Genomic DNA, 24076 nt, shown 5'->3' with positions numbered 1-24076 from the left:
TAGTATATGGATAAATTTAATTTAGAGGATTTTAAAATCACTTCAAAGATTAGGATCGAGGACCAACCAACAAAACTTTCGGTCAAAGCAGATGAAGATACTATTAAGGATGAGCTAAAATCTGTACGCAAAAAGTTAGGTGAGTTACAAGACACCATATATGCACATGGAAAATATTCGGTTTTAATTTGCCTGCAAGGTATGGATACGTCTGGTAAGGACAGTTTAATAAGAGAAGTATTCAAAGACTTCAATGTTAGAGGTGTACAAGTTCATAGTTTTAAAGTACCTACAGAGTTAGAGTTAAAACACGATTATTTATGGCGACATTATATTGCTTTACCTGCGCGTGGAAAGTTTGGAGTTTTTAATAGAACACATTATGAAAATGTATTAGTGACAAGGGTACACCCATACTATATTATGGGAGAAAATATTCCAGGAATAGATAACGTTTCTAAAATAGATGATGCATTTTGGGATCAACGTTTTGAACAAATCAATAATTTTGAAAAGCACTTAGCAGACAATGGAACGCTAATTTTTAAATTCTTTTTAAATCTTTCTAAAGGCCAACAGAAATATAGATTGTTGCGACGTCTAGAGAAGCAGGAAAAAAATTGGAAATTTTCTTCTGGCGATTTAAAGGAGAGAAAGTTATGGGATAAGTATCAAGAATGCTATGAAGAAGTTTTAAATAGAAGTTCAAAACCACACGCACCTTGGTATAATATTCCTGCAGATGATAAACCAGTTGCTCGATACTTAGTAGCTAAAATTCTTTATGATACACTTAGTGCATATTCAGATATAGAAGAACCAGAACTTCCAGATGATGAAAAAGCAAATATTCATTTATATAAACAACAATTAGATAATGAATAATGCTCAACAAAAAATTAGTAGATTCATAGCCTTAGTTTTAATACTTGCAGGTTTTTCTGTTTCTGCACAAGCCTATTCAAAATCAATTGAAGCAGATTTCACAAAATATTTAGAAGCCATTCAAAATAAAGATTTTGATACATCCTTAGACTATCTTGTTGAAAAAGTTTTTGATATTGTGCCGAGAGAAACAATGGTTGAGGTAATGGATAGAACTTTTAATGCAGAAGGCATTGAGTTTTATTTTGGGGATTTTGTAATTAAAGAAATTGGAGAACCTCAAGTTATAGACAGTACATCTTATATTATTTTAAAGTACGCTAGTGATATGTCCATAAAGATAGAATCTAATGAATCAAAAAAAGAGGTTTCGGAAGATGAGGAAAGAATGATGCGAATAATGACTTCTGCAGCACTGGAGCAGCAATTTGGTAAAGAGAATGTTAAATATAACGACTCAACTACTTTTTTTGATATCACCGCTTTAAAAGAAGCTGTTGCTGTTAAAATAAACAATAAAAAACAGTGGAAGTTTTTAGTTGTAGAGAAGAGTAATCCTTTTTTGTTAAAAGCAATTTTACCAGATCCTATTTTAGAGAAAGTACTAACCGAAGATTAATCTTATGAAAGCAAAACTATTATTTATATTTTTTTGTGTCACAATTTGTTTTGGACACGCACAAACTGATGAAGACGTTTTAGCAACGGTTTATAAAACTTCACTAACTAACGGAAAAAGTTATGAATGGTTAGATTATTTATCTAATACTATTGGAGGTAGGTTGTCGGGCTCAACTAATGCCGAGCTTGCAGTGCAGTATACTAAGAAGGAGCTAGAGAAGTTAGAGCTAGACAAAGTTTGGCTTCAACCAGTAATGGTACCAAAATGGGTGAGAGGTGAAAAAGAAATGGCTTATTTTGAAACCTTGGGAGCATTGACTAAAGTCAATATTTGTGCTCTCGGAGGTTCTGTTGCAACTCCAAGTGGTGGTGTAAAAGCAGAAGTTTTAGAGGTTAGTACGTATAAAGATTTGGAAGAACTAGGTGAAGCGAAAGTAAAAGGTAAAATTGTCTTTATAAATAGAGCTTTACAGCCAGAATTAATTAATACTTTTCAAGCTTATGGTGGCTGCTCAACCGAGCGTTATAGAGGCGCAGCTGAAGCAGCAAAATATGGAGCAGTTGGCACCATAGTGAGATCTCTAAGTTCTAGACAAGATGACTATCCTCATACAGGTAGTATGAGTTATGGCGAGTTACCAGTTAATCAACGTATTCCATCTGCAGCAATTAGCACAAACGATGCTGTAAAACTAAGTGAAGCTTTAAAAGTTAATAAGAATTTGGAGTTTTATTTTGAGCAAAGTTGCCAACAATTTGATGATGTACAGTCTTATAATGTAATTGGTGAAATAACAGGTAGTGAATTTCCTAATGAGTTTATTATTGTTGGTGGCCATCTAGATTCTTGGGATTTAGGTGACGGTGCACATGATGATGGAGCAGGTGTAGTACAGTCTATGGACGTTATTCGTTTATTAAAAGAAAGTGGTATTAAGCCAAAACGAAGTATCAGAGTTGTTCTGTTTATGAATGAAGAAAATGGTTTAAGAGGAGGAAGAAAGTATGCTGAGGTGGCTAAAGAAAAAAATGAAAAGCACGTCTTTGCTTTAGAGAGTGATTCTGGCGGGTTTACACCTAGAGGATTTAGTTTTGATTGCAGTGACCTTATGTTTTCTAAGGTTGAAGGATGGAGACCATTATTTAAGCCTTATTTAATTCATTATTTTGAGAAAGGTGGCAGTGGTGCAGACATAGGACCATTAAAAAACGATGATATTGTTTTGGCTGGATTGAGACCAGATTCTCAACGGTATTTTGACCATCACCATGCAGCTAATGATACTTTTGAGCATGTTAATAAGCGTGAATTAGAATTAGGAGCAGCTACAATGACATCATTAGTCTTTCTAGTAGATAAATATGGTACAGAAACCATTACTAATACCAAAGAAATTAAGGATTAATAATTATGAGAAAATTTTTGGTAATTATAGGGTTAGTTGTGATTAATATATCAACAGCTCAAGATGAAATAAATCTACCTTATTATGAAGTGCCAGACTATCCTGAAGAGTTTACTGCAGGTACAATGGCTGCGCGAATGGTAGATGCCTTGGGTTTTCGTTTTTATTGGGCAAGTGATAGTTTAACAGAAAAGGATTTGGCATACAAAGGAAATGAAGATGGAAGATCTGCAAAAGAGACTATTAAACATATTTATGATTTATCTAAGATTATTGTTAATTCAACTTTAAAGCAACCAAATAGTAGAGACCAAGAAGATCTATCGTATGAAGAACAAAGGACAAAAACGTTAATAAACCTCAAAACAGCGGCAGATATTTTAAGAACAAGCGATGACGTCTCTCAATATAAAATCATCTTTGGTGAGCAAGAAATTCCATTTTGGAACCAAGTTAACGGACCAATAGCAGATGCGATATGGCATTCTGGCCAATTAGTAATATATCGCAGAGCTACAGGTAATCCTATTAACCCTAAGGTTAATCATTTTTCTGGTAAAGTTAGGGAGTAAAATACCGAGTGAGTTAGGAACGATTTTTGAGGGTAAGTATAAAATTATTTACCCTAGCAATATGTCAAAAAATACAATCTCTATTTTATTACTTTTTTTAACTTTTGCCACTATATGCAATAGTCAATCTCAATTAAAAATTGAAGTACAAGACGGTAAAACTTTAGAACCTGTTTCTTTTGCAACTATTAGATTTAAAGGCACTCAACGCGGAATTGTAGCTGATTATAACGGCCAGTTTCGTCTACCCTATAACACGATAGAAGATTTGCCTATTCTTTTAATCACGGCTCTAGGATATGAAAATATAGAAATAGATCCAAAAGTTTTAAACAGAGTTGAACTCAATATTTTGAAAATGAATTCTCAACTCGAAGCTTTAGAAGAAGTTGTGATTAAAGTTTCTAAGAATAATAGAACTTCTGCTGAAGCACTTTCAGAATTACTTAAAAAAGGTAGAAAAATGCTTGCGACCGATATTGTAAGAAGAGCCGTTAATGCGATTCCAATAAATTTAGATAACAAACCGTATTCACAAATAGGATATTATAGAGATTATCAGATTTTAGAAAACAAGTATCATAATCTCAATGAAAGTATTATTGAACAGTTTGATTACGGCATAAAATCTCAAAAAGTTTTAGATTCCTTAAATCAAAGTGTTTTGTATTCATTTAAAAGAAACACGGATTTTAATAGAAATCCACACTTTACTAAAGCTTATAACAATCGCACAAAATTTATTCAGAATGCTGAAATTCTACCTTATGGTGGTAACGAGTTAACTTTATTAAATGTGCATGATGCCATTAGAAATTTTAATATAAATTCATTTTCATTTGTTTATCGAATGAGTAATGAGTTTTTATATAACCATAAGTTTAGTAAAGGAGATATCCTTTTTATTGATGACGAGCCTGTAATCGAAATTGAAATAAAGAGTATTGCCAAAAAAATAAGCTTTAAGCATAATGCGAAAGGTGTAATTAAAATATCTTTAAAGGATTTCTCTATTCATGGGTTTAATTATACTGTATATGATTATAATAAGTTGAACCCGTTATTTAATCTTGAAACGTCATATAGAAGGCAAGGCAAAAGTATGTATTTAAACTACATTACATTTAATAATCGTTTTTCGGTTATGGATGAGGATGTATTTAAAGAAGATAATGTTATCTACAATTTTGATCAAAATAGGTTTTACATTAATTTTAATACTGCGATTGATAAAGGCACTGTGCATAAAAGAGATTTTAAAATAAGGTATAAAGGCAGAAAAGTATTTATAGAAGAATTAAAAATAGAAAACCCTACTAGAGTTAGTTTGCAGGTTGCAGATTTCGATGAAGAATTAAAGGCAATAACTTTAGAAGATATGCCAGGCTTAGTGTTTACAATTAAAAATATTTATGATATTAAGAATCGTAAAATTTATGAGGGTAAAACAAATGTAGCTTATCAATTTAGAGAATTCTTTGTGCAAGAAATCATTAAAGAAAAATTATTAAATAAAGATTTATTTTTTTTAGAAAAGTATAAACCGTTGGATGAAGCACCAATTAATAGAAATTCTGAGATGGATATTTATATTTTAAATACCCCTTTAATGGAAAGAAGAATGCGTAAAACCAATTAATGATGGATAAATTTCTTAAACACATTCACCCAGTATTACCAGTAAAAAATGTTACTAAAGCAGCTGAATTTTATGTTGTTAATTTAGGGTTTAAACTAGCGTTTACCGATACATCAAGTGCGAAAGGTTATGCTGGTGTTCGTAGAGATGGTGTGGAAATTCACTTGCAATGGCACGATGAGATTGAATGGGTCAAAGGTTTAGATAGACCAATGCTTAGAATTTATACCGAAGGAATAAATGATCTGTATAAAGAATACGTTACCAAAAATGTTTTTCATAAAAATACGACGCTTAAAGAGACTCCATGGGGAACAAAAGAATTTGCTTTTTTTGATATTTATGGTAATGGATTAACTTTTTATACGGATATTTAAATATGATAAAGTATTGATAATGAGACTTAACTATTTATAGATAAATACTAATATGCTAAAATACAGAGCTTTAATTTTAATGTTATTTTTTTGTGCCTTTACAAGTGCACAATCGCAATTAGAATTACTATGCAGAGTAATAGATAAAGAATCTAAAATTGCAGTGTCTTACGCTACGATACAAATAGTAAATACAACTAAAGGAACAATTGCAAATATTGATGGTGATTTTAGAATACCATTAAAATTTTGGAAGGAAAACGGTAAAATATTAATAAGTAGTATTGGCTTTGAGACTAAGTTAGTCGATCTTAAAAATTTAAATAGTAAAGGCATAAACGTTCTTGAAATTACACCTAAAGCAGAAGAGTTAAGTCAAGTTGTTATAAAAGCATCCAAAAAAAGTTCTACAAGTAATTTATCGGCATATACCATTGTAAAGAACGCCATACAAAGAATACCACAAAATTATCCAAGTAGTAAGTTTTCTAAAATCGCTTATTATAGAGATTATCAAATTGTAAATAACACCTATTATAATTTAAATGAAGCTATAATAGAATCGTTTGATGCCGGTTTTCAAACAGATGTTATTATGGATAAGTTTAATCAAAATGCATTGTATAGTTATCGCGAAAATAATGAGTTTCCTAGAGACTCAATTTTGCAAATACCTTATGATGGAAAACTGAAGTTTATTAATAATACAGATATGTCTTCTCAAGGTGGAAACGAACTTGGAATTTTAAATATTCATAACCCAATTAGAAACTTTGAGCAACTTAGTTTTTCATTTGTATATGTGTTTAAAAAGAAATTTTTAGACAATCATGAGCTAACTAATATTAAGAAAGTGTATCTCAACGATGAAGTTTTATATGAGATCAATTTTAAGGCTAAACAATCATTAACAAAAACAAGTCATAAGGCTTCAGGTAAGATATATATTGCTAAATCAGATTATGCCATACATAAGTTAACGTATAGTGTTTACGAACTTAAAGTGCCAGATCCATTGTTTGAAGTAAGTATTGAGTATAAAAAGAAAAATGATTTTATGTTTCTTAATTATATCACATTTAATAATCAATTTATAGTTAACAACGCCTATAAGTTTGATGTTACAAATGTCGATTATAACCGCAAAGAACAAGCTTTTTTTATCGCATTTAACAATGAGATAGATACAACTACTTTAGATAGAAAGGATTTTAAGTTTAGATTTAACAAGAAAAAAATGATGGTAAAAAGTCTAGAGCTTGCTGATTCTGTCACTGTAAAAGTTAATATGGCCGATTGGTCTTTACCAGATGTAGATGAAGAAACAGATATGTCTCAATTTACTTATAAGATAAAAAACATAAATGACATTTCTAATAGAAAATTATATGATTCACCAAAAGTGAGAGGATTTCAATATCGTGAATTTTTTGTGCAAGAAGTATTTGAAAATAAGGAGAGACCTCAAAATGTGATGTTTATTAATAAATTTCAACCATTATCCAAAGCTGAGTTAAATGATCTTGATTTAGCGAAATCTTATTGGTTAAATACGCCATTAAAATCTAAACGAAACTAAAAGTCTATGAAAAAGGTGTTTATTCTAGTCGTTATATTTTTTAGTTTTTGCAGTTTTGGTCAAACAGAATTTGATGATGTCATTGATAGTTTTGAAGATTTTGCAGAACTTTCTAGAGAACAAATTTATATACATCTAAATAAATCTACTTACATCAGTAATGAAGCTATTTGGTTTAAGAGCTATGTATTTTCTAGAGATAATCGAGAACTTTCAGGGCAAACTTCTAATCTTTATTGTGTTTTGTTAGATCCTAAAGATTCAGTTGTAAGGGAGAAAATGATTATGTCTGTAAACGGAATTGGACAGAGTTATTTTGAAACTGATAGTAGTTTTGTACAAGGGGAGTATACCTTAAAGATGTATACGAATTGGTCTAAGAATTTTGAAAACGAATACACGCATTACGAAACTAAATTTACCATTATAAACCCTGATAAAGAAGCCGTTATAAAACCGGTGTCGGTTTCAAATAAGGTGGATCTTCAAATATTACCAGAAAGTGGACATCTCTTGGCAAATATAAAAAATAGTTTAGGCATTATAGCTAAAGATAGTATTGGTTTGGGTATTGGTAATCTTAAAGTTAATGTTTTAGAAAATGGGACATCGATAAAACAGCTGCAGTTAAATGCGTTTGGTATAGGTTCTATTGAACTGGTTCCGAATGTTCAATCCGATTATAAAATTGAATTTTTCTACAATAATAAAAAACAACAAGTCGATTTTCCAACTATCGAATTAAGAGGTGTAGTTTTAAATGTAGAAATGGTAAATAGTGGTGTTACAGTAAAAGTTAGTACAAATGACGAGACATTGAATAATTTAGAAAACGAATTATATAAGTTAACATTACATAATAGTGTTGATATTAAATCGTATGACTTCTTAATTCAAGATAAAAAAACGCAATTATTTAATTTCAAAAATCAAGAATTGTTTTCTGGCATCAATATTATTACTTTATTTAATAGTGATGCAGAGCCAATTGCAGAGCGTTTATATTTTAATTATGAAGGTTTAGAATTAGGTGAAATGGACACACCTATTACCAGTAAAATGAAAGACTCTATATTAGTAAGAATACCTTTCGGTAATGCAGATGCAAGTAAGTTTCAGAGTTTGAGCATATCAGTTTTACCTTCTAAGACAAAATCGTATAATCATCATAATTCTATTATTTCATCAGTGTTATTGCAACCTTATTTAAGAAATCCGGTTCAGAATGCTAGTTATTATTTTAAAAACATAGATAATAAAAAGGTAAAAGATTTAGATGAATTATTGTTAACAGAGGGATGGAGTAGTTATAATTGGAGTACGATTTTCAATAACCCTCCAGAGTATATTTATGATTTTGAGGTAGGTGTTTCGTATAATCTTAATTCTAACAGTGATGAAACTGCAGCTTATTTTATTTATCCTAATTTTAATACCAAAACTGAAATTTTAACATTAGAAGCGAAGGGTTCTCTAAAAAAGAAAGGCTTTTTTCCATTATTTAATGAAGATTTACGCATTGGTAAATTAGGTAAAAACAAACAGCTAGAGAGTTCTAATTTGGTTGTTCAGTTCTTTCCTTCAAAGATTCCATTTTTACAATCAAAACGAAAGCCTTTTACTAGTCAAATTAGTTATCAGGATTCTAATGGTGGTATGGCATATTATTCATTGAATAAGCTGGATAAAATACAAGAATTAGAAGAGGTTACAGTAACTAAGAAAAAAGAGTATACTAAAATTGAAAAATTAAAAAATGCACGTCCAAGTACGTTTATTGAATTTGATAAAAAGAAAAGGCGTTTCTACAGAACATTTGCTCAATTCATCTCATCATACGGGTTCTATGTTGAAGAGACACCAAGCGACGAAGAAACTGGCTATTCAATCTTTAGAATATTTAATAATCTTCCAACCAGTATTAATGCTTCTCAGATACCTACCATATTCTTAGATGACGTTCTATTGATCGATTATAATATTTTGAATAATTATAGTATGCGAAATGTTGATTATGTAGAGGTAAATAAATCTGGTGTTGGTGAAGGTATAAGAGGAGGTGGAGGTGTTATAAGGATTTATAACCATCCATTTAAACCAGACGTAGCTTATATAAAAAAAGAGTCATATACCAGTTATAGCATACCTGTTGTATTCGATAAACCAAAAACATTTTACGCTCCTAAATATGGTTCTTATGAGACTAATTTTTTTAAAGAATATGGAGTGATTGATTGGAAACCGAACGTAAAGGTTATAAATAATTTTATCGAATTAAAGGTAGTTAACCACAATCAGCCAATTAAGTTATTTGTAGAGGGTATTGTTAATAATAGTCAACTTGTTTCTAAAGAGGTTACCTTAGAAGATTAATTCTCTTTTTTATTAAATCTTTTGTCAATTCTAGTTATGAGTTCCACTGCACCAGCTTTATGAGTTTTAATGAAGCTACCGTGATTTGTACTAGCTAATATTAAGTTAGATGCCACTCTATTTTTATAATCGATAGAACTCCCAAAATAGACTTTCATTTCTTTTGTAAAACGACCTTGCATCCAATCGATAAACCAATCTTTAGTCCTGTAATGTTGTAAGTTTTTTAATGTTTCAGATTTCACAAAATCATTACTTTGGTCAAGAATTGTAGTCATAGATTTATAAAATTGAATAATTGAAACCTGAAGACTATCTGGCTTTATGTTATCTAGCTCCTCAAATGTTAGTAACATAGAATACCCTTTATCTTGTACTGTAAATGGTTGGTATAATGTAATTAAACTTCTACATAATATGCAATCTTCAATGTTAGCTTTATCGTACTCATAGTTAATCACCTTCGTGCTATACTTGTTAATAGAATCATAGAACTTTATTATTCGCGTAGCGACAAGTGTGTCAGTAACTAAATCATTTCTTACAGTCTCTAAAATTGTATTTAATTTTTTGTCTTGTCTGCGATTTTCATTCCAGTTATTTATATACAGTGCTAATAAAATCCCAATCATTACAAGAATAATTTCGCCAATGGCATAGATTAAATAGCTACTTGTTTTTTTAGAAAACAATAGATTTTTTCTCATCTTTCTAAAGATATTAATCATTGTCTAAATTATTTTTTTCAGAATCATTTTCTTTTTTCATACTGATATAACGTGTTACTAAACGCACACCTAAACGTGCAAATAGTATTACGGCAATGACCATTACAATATCAAATCCACTCATAATTCTTTAGTTTCCTTTAGCAGGTTGAGAAAATTTAGGTGCTTTAATTATCTTTTTTACACCTAATTGTTTCATTAGTTCTGCAACAGCCTTTTCTAGTTGCGGATCACTACCATTATATAATGATTTAGCATCTTGTCTAATTTCTATATCTGGTGCGACTCCAATATTTTCAGCAATCCATTTATTATTAATAGGATCAAAGACGGCATTATCTGGTGCTGTTAGTCCTCCACCATCAATTAATGCATAATGAGTAGATGATTTTACTAAGCCACCCCAAGTTCTCATACCAATGAGTTTACCAGCATTTTGTTGTCTAAATACCCAAGGGAAGAAATCTCCACCCGAACCAGCAAGCTCATTAATTAGTAGCACTTTTGGTCCTAAAATACCAGCAGGTAGACGCATAGCTTTTCCATTAGGTACCTCATTAGTTAAGCCAGCTCTTAATTTACGGGTCATTAAGTCTACCATATAATCATCTAATAGACCACCTCCATTAAAACGTTCATCTATAACAGCGCCTTCCTTGTCTTGTTGGGCAAAGTAGTAACGGTTAAATGACACAAATCCTGGTCCACCAGTATTTGGTACCCAAACATAACCTAAACGCCCATTTGATAGTTTTTCAACCAATCTGCGATTATCCTCTACCCATGCACGTTGTCTTAGTGAGTTTTCGCTTCGAATAGGTTCTACAATTTCTGTCCAATGATTCTTAAACTCAGGTGAGTCATTTAGGTGTAGAATTGTTTGTTTACCTGAGTACCCATCTAAATGCTTATAGAAGTTATCATCCCCTTTAATTTCTTTACCATTAATACCTACGATATAATGGCCTTCCTTAATATTTAATCCAGGTGCATCTAATGGACCAGACAGTCCAGGGTTCCAGTTTTCTGTTGTATAAATGCGTTTAATTTGCCAACGTCCATTGTTTACTATTAAATCTGAACCTAACAAACCTGTTCTAGAACGTTCTACATCAGGATAATCACCTCCAAACACAAAACTATGACCAACCGATAGTTCTCCATTAATTTGGTCTAGTATATATGTTAAGTCTGCCCTGTGTTTTATGTATGGTACTAATGGCGCATAGCGTTTATAGACTAATTTCCAATCACGACCGTGTATACTTGGGTCGTAGAAGTAATCGCGCTCGTACCTCCATGCTTCTTCAAACATTTGTTCCCACTCAGCAGAGCGATCTAATTTCATTTGAAGATTAACTTTTAATCCTTTCGCTCCTTTTGCATTTGGTCCGCCAGTTTTAATCACTTTCCAACTTCCGTTTAAACGCGCTAACATATGCTTACCATTTGAAGTGACCGAAACTGAACTAGCGCCTGATGCAAACTCTTTACTTTCTTGGTCTTTAAGGTTAAATTTATGTAGGGTTAAACCTCTTCCGTTTGGAATGTATTCTGATATAAACATAGATCCTTTTGGTCCGCCAATAATAGAACCATAATACCTTGAGGGCATAGGTAATGCTAAAGTTCTTCTTCCGATGTCTTCAAAGTTTATAATTATCTCGTCTCCTGAATTTTCTTTTTTGTCACTGGCCGAATCTTCTTCTTTTTTCTCATTATCAACGTCCTCTTCTTTAACCTCTTCCTCATCACTTTTTGGTTTAAAAGGTGAGTCATCATTAGCATTAAGATTAACGACATATGCGGCATATACAGGATCGGACGTCATAGAACTTGTATTTGCCCAACCCGAACCTAGAGCCACATCAGTACTAGCTAAAAAATAAAGCTGCTTTTTATTAAGATCCCACGTAGGTGAAAAAGAATCAGCAAAAGTATCCGTAATAGGTTTTGTAATGTCTTTAGCTAATGAATAAATATAAATTTGTCTAAAATTATTTGAACCAGATTTTTCATAAGCAATCCAATTACTATCAGGAGACCATTTTAATTTTATTTGACTGCGCTCTAAGTTATTACCTCCAATATCAAAAGTTTTTATTTTTTTAGTCTCTAAATTGACATAACGTAGGCGAACATCATCATCGATAAAGGCAATATATTTGCCATTAGGTGACCATGCTGGACTCCATCCTAACTTCGATTCACCTATAGAATAAATTTCAGGTGTTGAAAGTCCATCTTGCGAAGCTATCATAAGCGCGTAATTCTTTCTGTTGGCATCAGAAAACCAAGCTATTTTATCACCTTTAGGCGACCAAATAGGTCTTCGGTCAGCAATACCAGAGCTGGAGGTAATGTTCCTAGCATCACCAAACTCTACAGGAACGGTAAAAATATCACCTCGAGATTGCATAATAGCACGTTTACCATTTGGAGATAATGATGCAGAACGCACGGAGCGAGATACATCTTCCCACTTTGTTGCTGCCCATGGAAAATCTCCGATAACATTTATATTTAATTGTTTAGAATTTCCATTAGAAAGGTTCATGGTATGCAAAAAGCCGTCACGTTCATAAACAATAGTATTGTCATGGCCACTAATCCATTTAATATCTGAACCTTTGAATTTTGTGATTTGATTTAAAGCCTTTGTGTTTATATCATACGACCATATGTTTGCAACTAAATCTCTATCTGACAAGAAATAAATTTTTTCTTTAAGCCAAATAGGTTTAATATCAGTGGTACTTTCATTAGGTAACAAAACTTCATTTTGAGTTTCTAAATCTAAAATTAATAAAGGTGTGTTTTGTCCACCTCTATAGGCACGCCATTCTACATCCCAACGGTCCATTTTATCTATTACTAATTTTTTTCCATTAGGTGAATAGGCTCCATCAAAACTCCATTGTTTTGTTAATAGTTTAGGTACACCACCTTTAACCGAAATACTATAAAGGCGCTGATATGGTCTCGGTGCAGTTTCCCTATTGCTGGCAAATAAAATAGTACTTCCATCATTAGACCAACCTCTTACAGTTGATCCACTTGGATGCCACGTTAGTCGCTTAGGTTCACCCCCATCTTTTGAAACAATGTAAACGTTATTTGATCCATCACGATTAGAACTAAATGCAATCCAATTGCCATCTGGTGAAAAATAAGGATTAGATTCAACAGCTGCTGTAGAGGTTAAACGTTTAGCTTCGTTAGATTCTATTTCTGAAATCCAAATATCGCTGCCATAAGTATATGTTATATGTGTTGTGCTTATATCTGGTTGTCTTAATAATCTAGTATTCTGAGAAAATGAAAAATGACTTAAAAATAGAAATGGGACTAAAATTGAAATTATTATGTGTTGTGTTTTCATGTTAGGAAGTTGATTTAAAAAATAAGCTTGATATGTGAATAAAGTTACAAATAACTTAGCCACCATTTATCTTTATTATTTGCTTTGTATTTCATATACATTTTACAAACAGGATAAAGAATTATAATTACTAGAATCCATGTGACATAAGTTACCCAAAGATCAAAACCAATATTAAATAAGTAGCCACTTTTAAAACGGTCTACAGTTAATATTAATTCTTGCCAATTCTCACCGAGAATTACAAGTCCAATTATACCAATTAGATGGATGATATAGAGGTGTAAGATGTAATAAAAGAAAGGGACTCGACCAAATACTAGCATCATATTTGTAAATCTGTTTTTAACCGATTCAATAACATAAAGGAATAGAAAAGCTGGTCCTAAAGTCATCAATGTATAAATGAGCGAAGGTGGATATTTAGTTACACTTAAAAATGATAATACAGTTGAGGTTACATTATCTTGTGACGTCCAAGGTGTTAAATCTCCATAAATATTTAAAAATCGTAAGCTAAAAAAGAAGAATATAGATCCAATGCCTAATCGCAACAGCCATTTCTTTCTAATAGTTATATCGAATCCTTTTTTATAGAAGTACCCAAAACAATACCCTAAAATTATAATACCTAACCAAGGTAAAAATGGGTAAGCAATGGCTAGCATACCGTTGCCATCATTTATAACCTGAAAGTTAAATTGGTGTACATAATACCATAATAATGACAATGGTTCAGCGCCTTGTTGTGTTACTCCGTCTAGTAGGTTGTGTCCAAAGACTATGATAATACCAATTGCAAATAAAAGCTTTTTTGGTAAGTAAATTAATGCAGCTAAAATCATCATGCATATTCCGATTGCCCATATAACCTGAAATATGTGTACACTTAAAGAAATATCAAAGGTCCAAGAAAAATTAACTACCGTCAATTCTATAAATACCAGCCAAAGTCCTCTTGTAAACAAAAATTTAGCAAGTTTATGTTTAGAGGCTTTCTTACTACCATATAAAAAAGCTGATGTGCCTGCTAAGAATACGAATATTGGCGCACAAAAATGCGTAATCCACCTTGTAAAAAATAACATTGGTGTCGTAGTTTCAAGATTTGTCGGATCCGCAAACATATAACCTGTGTTTGTATAGTCGCGTACATGGTCTAAGGCCATAATTACCATAACTAGACCTCTTAAAATGTCTATAGATTCTATTCTTTTTGATTTGGCGGATGTCATAATACTGCGTAAATTTAAAATTGAAAATATATAAATTGTTCACCACTTCCTTGGGCTATTATTATTAAAAACAACATAATTGCCCATATTAACCCAAGAGTGTAGGGAGAAATCTTTTCAGAGACTTGCTTTAAGGAGGTATTTCTCATAAACCAATGACATAGAAACATAATAAAAACAACTGTAGATACTTTTATTATAGAAAAAGTATCAAGAATTTTGGCTCCATCCGACTGCAAGTAGAACATAGATTTAATCATATTCCAGGCGGTCTCAAACTCTCTAGCCCTAAAAAACACCCAAGTTAGATTAACACATGTGAAAGTAAGAAAAGCTAAAAATATACCATTCCATTTCGTTATTTTAAATGGTAAATATTGTTTTTGAAGTCTTTCAATAATTAAATAGAAGCCATGTAGGCCTCCCCAAACCATGAAGGTCCATGCCGCGCCATGCCATAATCCGCCAAGTAACATTGTAAGCATTAAAGCAATATACATTCTTATTAATCCATTTCTATTACCACCTAAAGGAATATACAGATAGTCTTTTAACCAACTAGATAAAGAAATATGCCAACGTTTCCATAAATCAGAAAATCCTAATGATGCATAAGGATATTTAAAGTTGTCTGGTAAAATAATACCTAACATTAGAGCAATACCTATTGCACAAGTTGAATACCCTGCAAAATCGAAGAATATTTGACCAGAAAAGGCGAGTGTTCCTGTCCATGCATCTATACCATTTAATAACCCATCCGAACCAAATACAGTATCTGATGCTTCTGATAGTAACGTGTCAGCCAAAACGACTTTTTGAAATAAACCAATTGTAAGTAGAAAAAAGCCCCATATAAATTGATTTGTTGTAGCTTTCTTTTCTTCATAAAATTGAGTAATTAAGTCTTTCGCCCGCACAATTGGCCCTGCAACAAGTTGAGGAAAAAAGGTCACATAAAGTGCAAAATCTAAAAAGGTTTTCGCTGGTTCTATCTTGTTGTTATATACATCTATTGTATAGGACATAGTTTGAAATGTGTAAAAGGAAATACCCATTGGGAGTATAATATCCATTGGTAAAGTATTAAATTCAATACCTATAGAATTCAGAATTAAGACAAAGTTTTCAAGTAAAAAATCCCCATATTTAAAGAAAGCCAGAAAACCAAGATTTACAAACATACTTAATAGCAACCACAGTTTTCTTTTCTTTTGATTGTCTTCAATTGCTATTCTTTTGCTGGCAGTCCAATCAATAATTGTAGATATCCAAAGCAATAAAATAAGAGGTGGGTTCCATAAACCATAAAAAACATAGCTAGAGAGTAGAAGCATACGTTTTTTACCTTTCCAACTAAATATTTTGGAATAATATAAAGCTAAAACAATAGTAAGAAATAGAACAAAACTTAGTGAATTAAAAAGCATGACTAGTTAGATTTAGAATTAGAAATTACATTATCTGCTTTCATTAGTTTTATAAGTTCTCTAGTGAAAAACTGAGCGTCACTTGTTGCTAAATGAGACCATTCGGGTAAGAATAGATTATGAAATTGTTGATAATCTAAATAATGATACCCTTTTGAATTAGATTCTATTAATAGCCTATCCCAAAATGTTTTTCTCGGAAAATCTTGAGTCTCTCTTTCTCTAAATAAGCCATCAGAAGGACATCTAACCAGTATTAAATTGCCACCACGTTCTCTAAATGTTTTTGATAATTCTACAAATGCAGAAATTGTACCATCAACATCTGGCGGTGGATAATCACCTGATAATATCGCTGTCCAAACTTTTTTTATTGAATTAGCATAAGCTGTATCAGTTTCTACAAGTTTGGGCATTTTCATATGCCTATCTAAACTTATATCTTCAAAGTTATTGAATGGTGGAAAAATTGGTCCGCCTCTCTCATCTTGATAAATATGACTAATTAGAGTTTTTAAGTCTACGTCAGAATCCCAAGCTTCATCGCCGTCTCTAATAAAGGTAAAGTTTTTTTGAAGTGGTACTGCCAATGCATGATTTATGCGCTGAGCATACGTTCTTTTTTTATGATAATCAACTAAAAACTGAGGGCGTTTTATAAAATCTACTTGAGGGTGTAAAGTTGAAAAAAAAAGTGCAGGTGTAATACCAACAATTAAGGTACCGTTAAATTCCGTGTTGTCAACAATATCTCTGAAAACAGGTATTGGAGACCCACCTTGGGCTGCTAGCATTATAGGTTTTGTCTGCGTTTCTTCTTCCCAAATATCCAATTGTATCGCATACAATATTCGAGATGAGCCAATAAAGGTCACATCATTTTCATTAGGCTTATCAAGTTTATCTCTTTGATTAGCCCAAAGATTTTTATTGTCATCGATATTAGGTATTCGCCCTTGATTTCTCCAGTAAATTTCCCAAAAAACGGTGGCAACTAATGTAATTACCAGGGCCAAAATTAGTGATAGCTTTAATTTCATATGGATTGGTGTGTTTATTTTGGTCGAATAAATAACTGAAATAAGTAAAGGCGCTATGTATTAGGAGGTAGTACGGATATATTAAAAAAAACATATCGGTTATGAGGAATTGGTAATTTTTATTCACAGTCTGTCCTTATTGATTGGTAAATAAAGACTTAGGGTTCAGAAAGATATAAAAAAAGCACTAATTATAGTGCTTTTTTTAATTTAGAAAGTAATCTCTACTTGATTATGCAGTATATCATCAAATGTTTCTCGTTTTCTTATGAGTTGTGCTTTTCCTTTATGGACTAACACCTCTGCAGGTCTATACCTTGAGTTGTAGTTGCTAGCCATAGAATAACAATAAGCGCCAGCATTTTTAAAACACAAAACATCTCCTTCATTTATTTCAGAAATTCGTCTATTATTAGCAAATGTATCAGTTTCGCAAATGTAACCAACTACCGAATAGAAACGCTCACGCCCTTTAGGGTTAGAAATATTTATAATTTCGTGTTGTGATCCATAGAGCATTGGTCTTATAAGATGATTAAATCCAGAATCAATTTGAGCAAAAACGGTAGAAGTAGTTTGCTTTACCACATTTACTTTTGCTAAAAATACACCTGCTTCGCTAACTAAAAACTTTCCTGGTTCAAAAGCTAAGGTTAAATCTTTACCATAATCTTTACAAAATTCATTAAAACGCTTGGATAATTTTTTACCTAACTCTTCAATGTTAGTTTCAATATCACCCTCTTTATAAGGTACTTTGAAGCCAGAACCAAAGTCAATAAAATCTAGGTTGTCAAAATTCTTTGCAGTTTCAAATAGTATTTCACTAGCATATAAAAACACATCAATATCTAAAATATCACTACCAGTATGCATATGAATACCGTTAATTGTCATTTTGGTGTTTTCTACAGTACGCAGTATTAATGGAATTTGATGTATAGAAATTCCAAATTTACTATCAATATGTCCAACAGAAATATTAGTGTTACCACCTGCCATAACATGCGGATTAATGCGTATACAAACAGGGATGTTTGGATGTTTAGTTCCAAATTGTTCTAGAATTGAAAGATTATCTATATTTATTTGTACACCTAATTTAGAGACTTTTTCAATTTCTTCAAGAGAAACCCCATTTGGTGTGTAGATTATATTTTCTGGTTTAAAACCGGCTTTTAATCCTAATTGCACTTCTTGTATGGAAACTGTATCAATACCAGAACCCAAAGAATTAAATAGTTTTAAAATGGAAATGTTAGAAAGCGCTTTAACCGCATAATTTAATCTTAAGTTTTTAACTTTACTAAAAGCCTTTGTCAATCTTTGGTGTTGACCTATAATAGTCTCCGAGTCATATACATATAAAGGGCTTCCGTATTCTTTTGCTATTTCTAAAAGTTGATTATGCATTCTTACTTATTTTTATCCAAAGATATTTTATCTCTCCTTTTATAAAATAAAACATATTATAAATTTCATATTTTAAACATATTGTTAATTATTTAACAATACTATTTCTTTTTACATTTTAATCATTACAATTTTTATTTGAGAAACGTTTTACTATGCTTATTTTTGTGCTGAAATCAACTTGAGAGATTACCTATGATTGGGAATCTATAAATTGAATATTTATTATGAATTTACACGAATATCAAGGAAAAGAATTATTAAGTAGTTTTGGAGTGCGTATTCAACGCGGTATTGTAGCCCAAAGTGCTAAAGATGCTGTTGATGCAGCAAAGCAAATGACAGCAGAAACTGGCACAGGTTGGCATGTTATAAAAGCTCAGGTTCATGCAGGTGGACGCGGAAAAGGCGGTGGAGTAAAACTTGCTAAAAATCTTCAAGAAGTTGAAGAAATTGCAGGGAACATAATTGGTATGGATTTAGTAACTCCACAGACTTCTGCAGAAGGTAAAAGAGTGCATCAAGTTTTAATAGCTGAAGATGTTTATTATCCAGGGGACAATGAACCAGAAGAGTATTATATGTCAGTTCTACTAAATAGAGGAACGGGTAAAAATATGATTATGTATTCTACAGAAGGAGGTATGGATATCGAAACCGTAGCTGAAGAAACACCACATTTAATTTTTACAGAAGAAATAGATCCTGCACTTGGATTACTTGGTTTTCAAGCACGTCGCGTTGCCTTTAACCTAGGTTTATCGGGTGGTGCTTTCAAAGAAATGACAAAATTTGTTTCTGCTTTATATACTGCTTATGTTAAGTCAGATGCTTCTTTATTTGAAATTAATCCGGTATTAAAGACTAGTGATGATAAAATTATGGCAGTAGATGCTAAGGTAACCTTAGATGATAATGCCTTATATAGACATAAAGATTTAAAAGAATTACGAGATTTACGCGAAGAAAATCCAATAGAAGTTGAGGCTGGTGCTTTAGGCTTAAATTATGTAGATTTAGATGGAAACGTAGGTTGTATGGTTAACGGAGCTGGTTTAGCTATGGCCACAATGGATTTAATTAAGCAAGCAGGTGGTGAGCCAGCTAACTTTTTAGATGTTGGAGGTACTGCTGATGCTGCAAGAGTTGAGGCTGCCTTTAAAATCATACTAAAAGATCCTGCAGTTAAAGCTATTTTAATTAACATATTTGGTGGTATTGTTCGTTGTGATCGTGTAGCACAAGGTGTAATAGATGCTTATAAAAATATGGGTAATATTTCTGTACCTATTATTGTAAGGTTACAAGGTACCAATGCAGATATTGCTAAAGAATTAATAGATAATTCTGGTTTGGATGTAATGAGTGCAACAGAATTCCAAGAAGCTGCAGATAAAGTTCAGGAGGTATTAGGTTAATAATCAAATCATTATAAATAAAAAGCATCTAATTATAGATGCTTTTTTTATTTTGGTGTAATTTTTGTTACCTATAAGTCTAACCGTTAAACTTGAATTTTATGAAAAAAGTATACTCTCTATTCACGAAAAACCTCATTTATACATTTTTAGCTTTCACTTTCTTAAACTTTAGCAATGCTCAAATTTCTAACGAGAACATTTATCTTTTTGGACATATGAATGCTGAACGTGATAAGCAAAATACTAATTATAACGATTTAACTTATTCTATTGAAAAATCAGATGAATTTAAGTGGCAGAATATTAGTGTAATTATAGAAGGAGAATTAGAAAATGTATTCGGGCGTTATAATCCTATGCAGGATACTATTGAAGTAAAAGATGCCGATAAAATCTATGAAATTGCAAAACGCAATAATTTAAGAGTAACATTTACTGAGAGCGGTAAAGTCTATCAAGTAAAGTCTTATTATGGGAATGATGATAAAATACATAAGAGTTATTTTATTACTAGCAATTTTTCTAAGGAGCTTGGTGTCTTTAAGCGAGAGAGATTTAAAAAAAATGAGCTTAAGAAGTATAAAAGAAAAGCAAATGGTACCATTTATTTTGATAAAAGTTTCGTGTATTACATGTTAGATAAAGACAATAAGTTACTGCAATTAACAACGAATAGAAAAACGATTAAGAACACTTTTCCAACCCAAGCGAAATCTATTATTAATTATATTAAATCTAATGATTTGAGTTCTAAGAATGAGAAAGATATCATAGTATTAGCTCAATATATAAAGTCTTTAAAAAGTAAGAATTGAGAAAACTTGCATCTTAAGTTTTTTAAATAAAAAATAAAAAGAGTAATACTGCGTATTACTCTTTTTTTTGTGAAGATTTATTAGGGATTTTTTTCTCAGCTTTTTTAGGCATTGGCCCTCGCAAATGAATAATTAACCCATTTAAAAAATTTCTAAGTACCTGATCTCCGCAAGGCATATATTTAGGATGATCTTCATTTCTAAACATGGCATTGAGTTCGCTTTTAGAAATTCTAAAGTCTACTAAAGCTAAGATTTTAACCATATCGTCATCCCTTAGTTTATGAGCAACTCTTAGTTTTTTGAAAATATCATTGTTTGTCATATGAATTGTATTTGTAACATAATAAATTAAGAATATCATTTTCCGACGATTCCCAAATTAACCTAATTTAATTCAATTTAAAAAGCATGGAAAAATAAAAAATCAGATTAAATGTAAAACTTTTAGGTTCATTGTTAAATAAAATAGATGAACGTAATAAAACTAATTTTCGCTTAGTAATCTAGCAACAAAATTGAGTTGATAAAAGCTAAATATTTCCGACAAAGTACACTTAATTTTTCGACAAGATACATTATATCAACGACAATAAAATTATCTTACTCATTAACTTTACATCAGAGTAAAATCCCTAAGACTATGATTAATCGTGCTGAAAAATTGAGCTTATTATCTGAGATGATTGCTTTCGCTCAAACAGATGAAAATATAAAATCTATAGAGTATAACTTCTTATTTAGTATCGCTAGACAATTAGAGATATCAAAAGAAGATTTTGAATACTTATTTAAACATCCGGTAACCTATGTGCATTTAAAAACACATAGTGAACGTATCGTTCAGTTTCATAGGCTTGTACTTTTAATGAATTTAGATGATAAAGTAGCACCGAAACAACTAGTTAAAATTCATAACTTCGGTTTAAGAATGGGCTTAAGTCACGAGTCTATCAATAGAGTATTAGATCTAATGGACAGTTTTCCGAATAAGATAGTTCCACCAGACTTTTTAATTGATATTTTTAAGGTGCAATACAACTAGTATTCATTATCAGTAATAGTTTTTAGTAAGAAAGAAGAATGTTATTGCGAGGACGCAGAACGTGGCAATCATATAATAAATTGTTATTTAGCCTTCAACTTTTCTAACTTACCCTGATAGGATGTAATCTCATCTCTAAAACGTGCTGCTTCCATAAAATCTAAAGCTTTAGCTGCCTGTTCCATTTGTTTTCGTTTTTCACGTATTTTCTTTTCTAACTCACCTTTTGTTAGATATTCACTTTCTGGTTCTGCTGCTATTTTCGCATCCAATTCTGTTCTATACGTACTTACTGAGTTTTTGGCTAAAACACTATCTAAACTTTTATTTAGAGCTTTAGGTACTAGCTTGTGTTTTGTATTATAAGCAATTTGTTTTTCGCGACGATACTCAGTTTCATCAATAGTTTTTTGCATGCTTTTCGTAATCTTATCTGCATACATAATGGCTTTACCATTAAGATTTCTAGCCGCTCTACCAACCGTTTGTGTTAAAGAGCGATTAGAACGTAAAAAACCTTCTTTATCAGCATCTAAAATGGCAACTAATGATACTTCAGGTAAATCTAAACCTTCACGAAGTAGATTTACACCAACTAAAACATCGAAAATACCTTTTCGTAAATCTTGCATAATCTCAACGCGCTCTAGTGTATCAACATCACTATGTATGTAACGGCATCGTATAGAAATTCTAGATAAATATTTCACCAATTCTTCAGCCATTCGTTTTGTTAAGGTTGTCACTAACGTACGCTCATCTTTTTCTACACGATCTTGTATTTCCTCAATTAAATCATCAATCTGATTAAGACTTGGTCTTACTTCAATAATAGGATCTAGTAATCCTGTAGGCCTAATAACCTGTTCTAAATAAACACCATCTGTTTTTTGCATTTCGTAATCTGCTGGAGTCGCAGATACATATATCACTTGATTTTGCAGGGCTTCAAATTCTTCAAATTTTAAAGGTCTGTTGTCCATAGCAGCTGGCAAACGGAAACCATAGTCTACTAGATTTACTTTACGACTTCTATCACCACCATACATGGCATGAACTTGTGAAATAGTAACATGACTTTCGTCAACAACCATTAAATAATCATCGGGGAAATAATCGAGTAAACAAAATGGTCGAGTTCCTGGCGCTCTACCATCTAGATATCTAGAATAGTTTTCAATACCAGAACAGTAACCGAGTTCTCTTATCATTTCTAGATCAAATTCCGTGCGTTCTTTAAGACGTTTTGCTTCAAGATGTTTGCCAATATCTTTAAAATAATCGTGCTGTAAGACTAAATCATCTTGAATATCTTTTATAGCACCATTCAATACATCTGGTGAGGTAACAAACATATTTGCAGGATAAATATTTAAGCGGTCATAACGTTCTATAATTTCATTTGTTCTTGCATCAAACGCTTCAATTTCTTCAATCTCATCTCCGAAAAAGTGAATTCTGAACGCATTGTCAGAATACCCAGGAAATACATCTACCGTATCTCCTTTTATCCTAAAGTTTCCGTTTTTAAATTCTGCTTCTGTACGCGAGTATAAACTTTGTACCAACTTGTGTAATAATGCGGTCCGTGATATAACTTGTTCGCGTTCAATAGAAATAACATTTTTTTGAAATTCTATCGGGTTTCCAATACCATACAAACAAGAAACTGAAGCAATTACAATTACATCCCGACGTCCAGAGAGTAGGGAAGAAGTTGTACTCAAACGCATCTTCTCAATTTCTTCATTTATAGATAAATCTTTTTCTATATAAACACCAGAAACAGGTATATAAGCTTCGGGTTGGTAATAATCGTAGTACGATACAAAATACTCTACAGCATTTTCGGGGAAAAATTGTTTGAATTCAGAGTATAGCTGCGCAGCCAATGTTTTGTTGTGGGCTAAAACTAAAGTAGGGCGTTGTACTTCTTCAATGACGTTGGCTACTGTAAAGGTCTTACCAGAACCTGTAACACCTAATAAGGTTTGATATTTCTCTTTGCCTTCAATGCCAGCAGACAATTGTTTTATAGCTTGTGGTTGGTCTCCGGTAGGCTTAAATTCTGATTCAATTTTAAATCGCATAATGCAAAGTTACGATAAAGATTTA

20 protein-coding genes are annotated in these 24076 nt (G+C 31.8%); 11 read left to right on the top strand and 9 right to left on the bottom strand.

Going from position 1 to position 24076, the window contains the following annotated elements; translation table 11 throughout:
• Positions 1–6: 6 nt before the first annotated feature.
• The 8 genes from ACFWU4_RS12295 to ACFWU4_RS12260 all read left to right on the top strand — a co-directional run bounded on the left by ACFWU4_RS12295 (position 7) and on the right by ACFWU4_RS12260 (position 9452).
• Entirely contained in the window at positions 7–885 is an 879-nt protein-coding gene (locus tag ACFWU4_RS12295; RefSeq protein ID WP_411128292.1) for a PPK2 family polyphosphate kinase, read from the top strand.
• Positions 878–1504 carry a hypothetical protein gene (locus ACFWU4_RS12290; protein WP_411128290.1) on the top strand — a complete coding sequence of 209 codons (627 nt, stop codon included), beginning with the start codon at positions 878–880 and terminating at the stop codon, positions 1502–1504. Before ACFWU4_RS12295 ends, ACFWU4_RS12290 begins: the two co-directional genes overlap by 8 nt.
• A 4-nt stretch (positions 1505–1508) precedes the next feature.
• Positions 1509–2912, top strand: a complete 1404-nt coding sequence (locus tag ACFWU4_RS12285; protein ID WP_411128288.1) for a M20/M25/M40 family metallo-hydrolase — start codon at positions 1509–1511, stop codon at positions 2910–2912.
• 5 nt (positions 2913–2917) lie between these two features.
• Positions 2918–3484 (top strand): hypothetical protein, encoded by a 567-nt coding sequence (locus tag ACFWU4_RS12280; protein ID WP_411128286.1) that lies wholly within the window; start codon positions 2918–2920, stop codon positions 3482–3484.
• 61 nt (positions 3485–3545) lie between these two features.
• Positions 3546–5123 carry a carboxypeptidase-like regulatory domain-containing protein gene (locus ACFWU4_RS12275; RefSeq protein WP_411128284.1) on the top strand — a complete coding sequence of 526 codons (1578 nt, stop codon included), beginning with the start codon at positions 3546–3548 and terminating at the stop codon, positions 5121–5123.
• The gene (locus ACFWU4_RS12270) at positions 5123–5500 is read left to right on the top strand and encodes a glyoxalase superfamily protein (RefSeq protein WP_411128282.1); all 378 of its coding nucleotides are present in this window, start codon (positions 5123–5125) and stop codon (positions 5498–5500) included. Before ACFWU4_RS12275 ends, ACFWU4_RS12270 begins: the two co-directional genes overlap by 1 nt.
• Before the next feature lie 52 nt (positions 5501–5552).
• On the top strand, positions 5553–7079 hold the full coding sequence (locus ACFWU4_RS12265) for a carboxypeptidase-like regulatory domain-containing protein (protein ID WP_411128280.1): 1527 nt from the start codon (positions 5553–5555) through the stop codon (positions 7077–7079).
• A gap of 6 nt (positions 7080–7085) precedes the next feature.
• Positions 7086–9452, top strand: a complete 2367-nt coding sequence (locus ACFWU4_RS12260) for a hypothetical protein (RefSeq protein ID WP_411128278.1) — start codon at positions 7086–7088, stop codon at positions 9450–9452.
• On the opposite strand, the gene ACFWU4_RS12255 is transcribed toward ACFWU4_RS12260, so the two are convergent.
• From ACFWU4_RS12255 to lysA, 7 genes are all read right to left on the bottom strand, one after another.
• The gene (locus ACFWU4_RS12255) at positions 9449–10159 is read right to left on the bottom strand and encodes a DUF6090 family protein (protein ID WP_411128276.1); all 711 of its coding nucleotides are present in this window, start codon (positions 10157–10159) and stop codon (positions 9449–9451) included. The two genes, ACFWU4_RS12260 and ACFWU4_RS12255, sit on opposite strands and share 4 nt — an antisense overlap.
• Before the next feature lie 13 nt (positions 10160–10172).
• Positions 10173–10304 (bottom strand): hypothetical protein, encoded by a 132-nt coding sequence (locus tag ACFWU4_RS12250; protein ID WP_411128274.1) that lies wholly within the window; start codon positions 10302–10304, stop codon positions 10173–10175.
• Positions 10305–10310: 6 nt separating this feature from the next.
• The gene (locus ACFWU4_RS12245; RefSeq protein WP_411128272.1) at positions 10311–13562 is read right to left on the bottom strand and encodes a PDZ domain-containing protein; all 3252 of its coding nucleotides are present in this window, start codon (positions 13560–13562) and stop codon (positions 10311–10313) included.
• Positions 13563–13606: 44 nt separating this feature from the next.
• On the bottom strand, positions 13607–14797 hold the full coding sequence (locus tag ACFWU4_RS12240; RefSeq protein WP_411128270.1) for a DUF1624 domain-containing protein: 1191 nt from the start codon (positions 14795–14797) through the stop codon (positions 13607–13609).
• A 14-nt stretch (positions 14798–14811) separates the two neighbouring features.
• A complete protein-coding gene (locus tag ACFWU4_RS12235) occupies positions 14812–16227 on the bottom strand; it encodes an MBOAT family O-acyltransferase (RefSeq protein WP_411128268.1) in 1416 nt (471 codons plus the stop codon).
• Positions 16228–16229: 2 nt separating this feature from the next.
• Positions 16230–17267, bottom strand: a complete 1038-nt coding sequence (locus tag ACFWU4_RS12230) for a hypothetical protein (RefSeq protein ID WP_411128266.1) — start codon at positions 17265–17267, stop codon at positions 16230–16232.
• Between the two features lie 210 nt (positions 17268–17477).
• Complete coding sequence (gene lysA / locus ACFWU4_RS12225; RefSeq protein ID WP_411128265.1) at positions 17478–18680, bottom strand: diaminopimelate decarboxylase; 1203 nt, start codon at positions 18678–18680, stop codon at positions 17478–17480.
• Positions 18681–18907: 227 nt separating this feature from the next.
• Between lysA and sucC the strand changes: the two genes are divergently transcribed.
• Positions 18908–20098, top strand: a complete 1191-nt coding sequence (gene sucC / locus ACFWU4_RS12220; RefSeq protein ID WP_411128263.1) for an ADP-forming succinate--CoA ligase subunit beta — start codon at positions 18908–18910, stop codon at positions 20096–20098.
• Between the two features lie 101 nt (positions 20099–20199).
• Positions 20200–20916 (top strand): hypothetical protein, encoded by a 717-nt coding sequence (locus ACFWU4_RS12215; protein ID WP_411128261.1) that lies wholly within the window; start codon positions 20200–20202, stop codon positions 20914–20916.
• 55 nt (positions 20917–20971) lie between these two features.
• Here the strand turns inward: ACFWU4_RS12215 and ACFWU4_RS12210 are convergent, their stop codons facing one another.
• Positions 20972–21247 (bottom strand): DUF1456 family protein, encoded by a 276-nt coding sequence (locus tag ACFWU4_RS12210; protein ID WP_411128455.1) that lies wholly within the window; start codon positions 21245–21247, stop codon positions 20972–20974.
• Positions 21248–21559: 312 nt separating this feature from the next.
• Between ACFWU4_RS12210 and ACFWU4_RS12205 the strand changes: the two genes are divergently transcribed.
• Complete coding sequence (locus ACFWU4_RS12205) at positions 21560–21961, top strand: TerB family tellurite resistance protein (protein ID WP_411128259.1); 402 nt, start codon at positions 21560–21562, stop codon at positions 21959–21961.
• A gap of 83 nt (positions 21962–22044) precedes the next feature.
• Here ACFWU4_RS12205 and uvrB read toward each other — a convergent pair whose 3' ends face one another.
• Positions 22045–24051 carry an excinuclease ABC subunit UvrB gene (gene uvrB / locus ACFWU4_RS12200; RefSeq protein WP_411128257.1) on the bottom strand — a complete coding sequence of 669 codons (2007 nt, stop codon included), beginning with the start codon at positions 24049–24051 and terminating at the stop codon, positions 22045–22047.
• Between the last annotated feature and the right edge of the window lie 25 nt (positions 24052–24076).

Source organism: Winogradskyella sp. PE311, from assembly GCF_046545555.1.
Lineage (GTDB): Bacteria > Bacteroidota > Bacteroidia > Flavobacteriales > Flavobacteriaceae > Winogradskyella.
The sequence above is the reverse complement of the archived record's forward strand: the minus strand, read 5'-3'. Positions and strand labels throughout refer to the sequence as shown.

Bases quoted from the DNA above. Each gene is read 5' to 3' on its own strand.
- ACFWU4_RS12295 (WP_411128292.1), top strand. From the start codon at position 7: ATGGATAAATTTAATTTAGAGGATTTTAAAATCACTTCAAAGATTAGG.
- ACFWU4_RS12290 (WP_411128290.1), top strand. From the start codon at position 878: ATGAATAATGCTCAACAAAAAATTAGTAGATTCATAGCCTTAGTTTTA.
- ACFWU4_RS12285 (WP_411128288.1), top strand. From the start codon at position 1,509: ATGAAAGCAAAACTATTATTTATATTTTTTTGTGTCACAATTTGTTTT.
- ACFWU4_RS12280 (WP_411128286.1), top strand. From the start codon at position 2,918: ATGAGAAAATTTTTGGTAATTATAGGGTTAGTTGTGATTAATATATCA.
- ACFWU4_RS12275 (WP_411128284.1), top strand. From the start codon at position 3,546: ATGTCAAAAAATACAATCTCTATTTTATTACTTTTTTTAACTTTTGCC.
- ACFWU4_RS12270 (WP_411128282.1), top strand. From the start codon at position 5,123: ATGATGGATAAATTTCTTAAACACATTCACCCAGTATTACCAGTAAAA.
- ACFWU4_RS12265 (WP_411128280.1), top strand. From the start codon at position 5,553: ATGCTAAAATACAGAGCTTTAATTTTAATGTTATTTTTTTGTGCCTTT.
- ACFWU4_RS12260 (WP_411128278.1), top strand. From the start codon at position 7,086: ATGAAAAAGGTGTTTATTCTAGTCGTTATATTTTTTAGTTTTTGCAGT.
- ACFWU4_RS12255 (WP_411128276.1), bottom strand. From the start codon at position 10,159: ATGAGAAAAAATCTATTGTTTTCTAAAAAAACAAGTAGCTATTTAATC.
- ACFWU4_RS12250 (WP_411128274.1), bottom strand. From the start codon at position 10,304: ATGAGTGGATTTGATATTGTAATGGTCATTGCCGTAATACTATTTGCA.
- ACFWU4_RS12245 (WP_411128272.1), bottom strand. From the start codon at position 13,562: ATGAAAACACAACACATAATAATTTCAATTTTAGTCCCATTTCTATTT.
- ACFWU4_RS12240 (WP_411128270.1), bottom strand. From the start codon at position 14,797: ATGACATCCGCCAAATCAAAAAGAATAGAATCTATAGACATTTTAAGA.
- ACFWU4_RS12235 (WP_411128268.1), bottom strand. From the start codon at position 16,227: ATGCTTTTTAATTCACTAAGTTTTGTTCTATTTCTTACTATTGTTTTA.
- ACFWU4_RS12230 (WP_411128266.1), bottom strand. From the start codon at position 17,267: ATGAAATTAAAGCTATCACTAATTTTGGCCCTGGTAATTACATTAGTT.
- lysA (WP_411128265.1), bottom strand. From the start codon at position 18,680: ATGCATAATCAACTTTTAGAAATAGCAAAAGAATACGGAAGCCCTTTA.
- sucC (WP_411128263.1), top strand. From the start codon at position 18,908: ATGAATTTACACGAATATCAAGGAAAAGAATTATTAAGTAGTTTTGGA.
- ACFWU4_RS12215 (WP_411128261.1), top strand. From the start codon at position 20,200: ATGAAAAAAGTATACTCTCTATTCACGAAAAACCTCATTTATACATTT.
- ACFWU4_RS12205 (WP_411128259.1), top strand. From the start codon at position 21,560: ATGATTAATCGTGCTGAAAAATTGAGCTTATTATCTGAGATGATTGCT.
- uvrB (WP_411128257.1), bottom strand. From the start codon at position 24,051: ATGCGATTTAAAATTGAATCAGAATTTAAGCCTACCGGAGACCAACCA.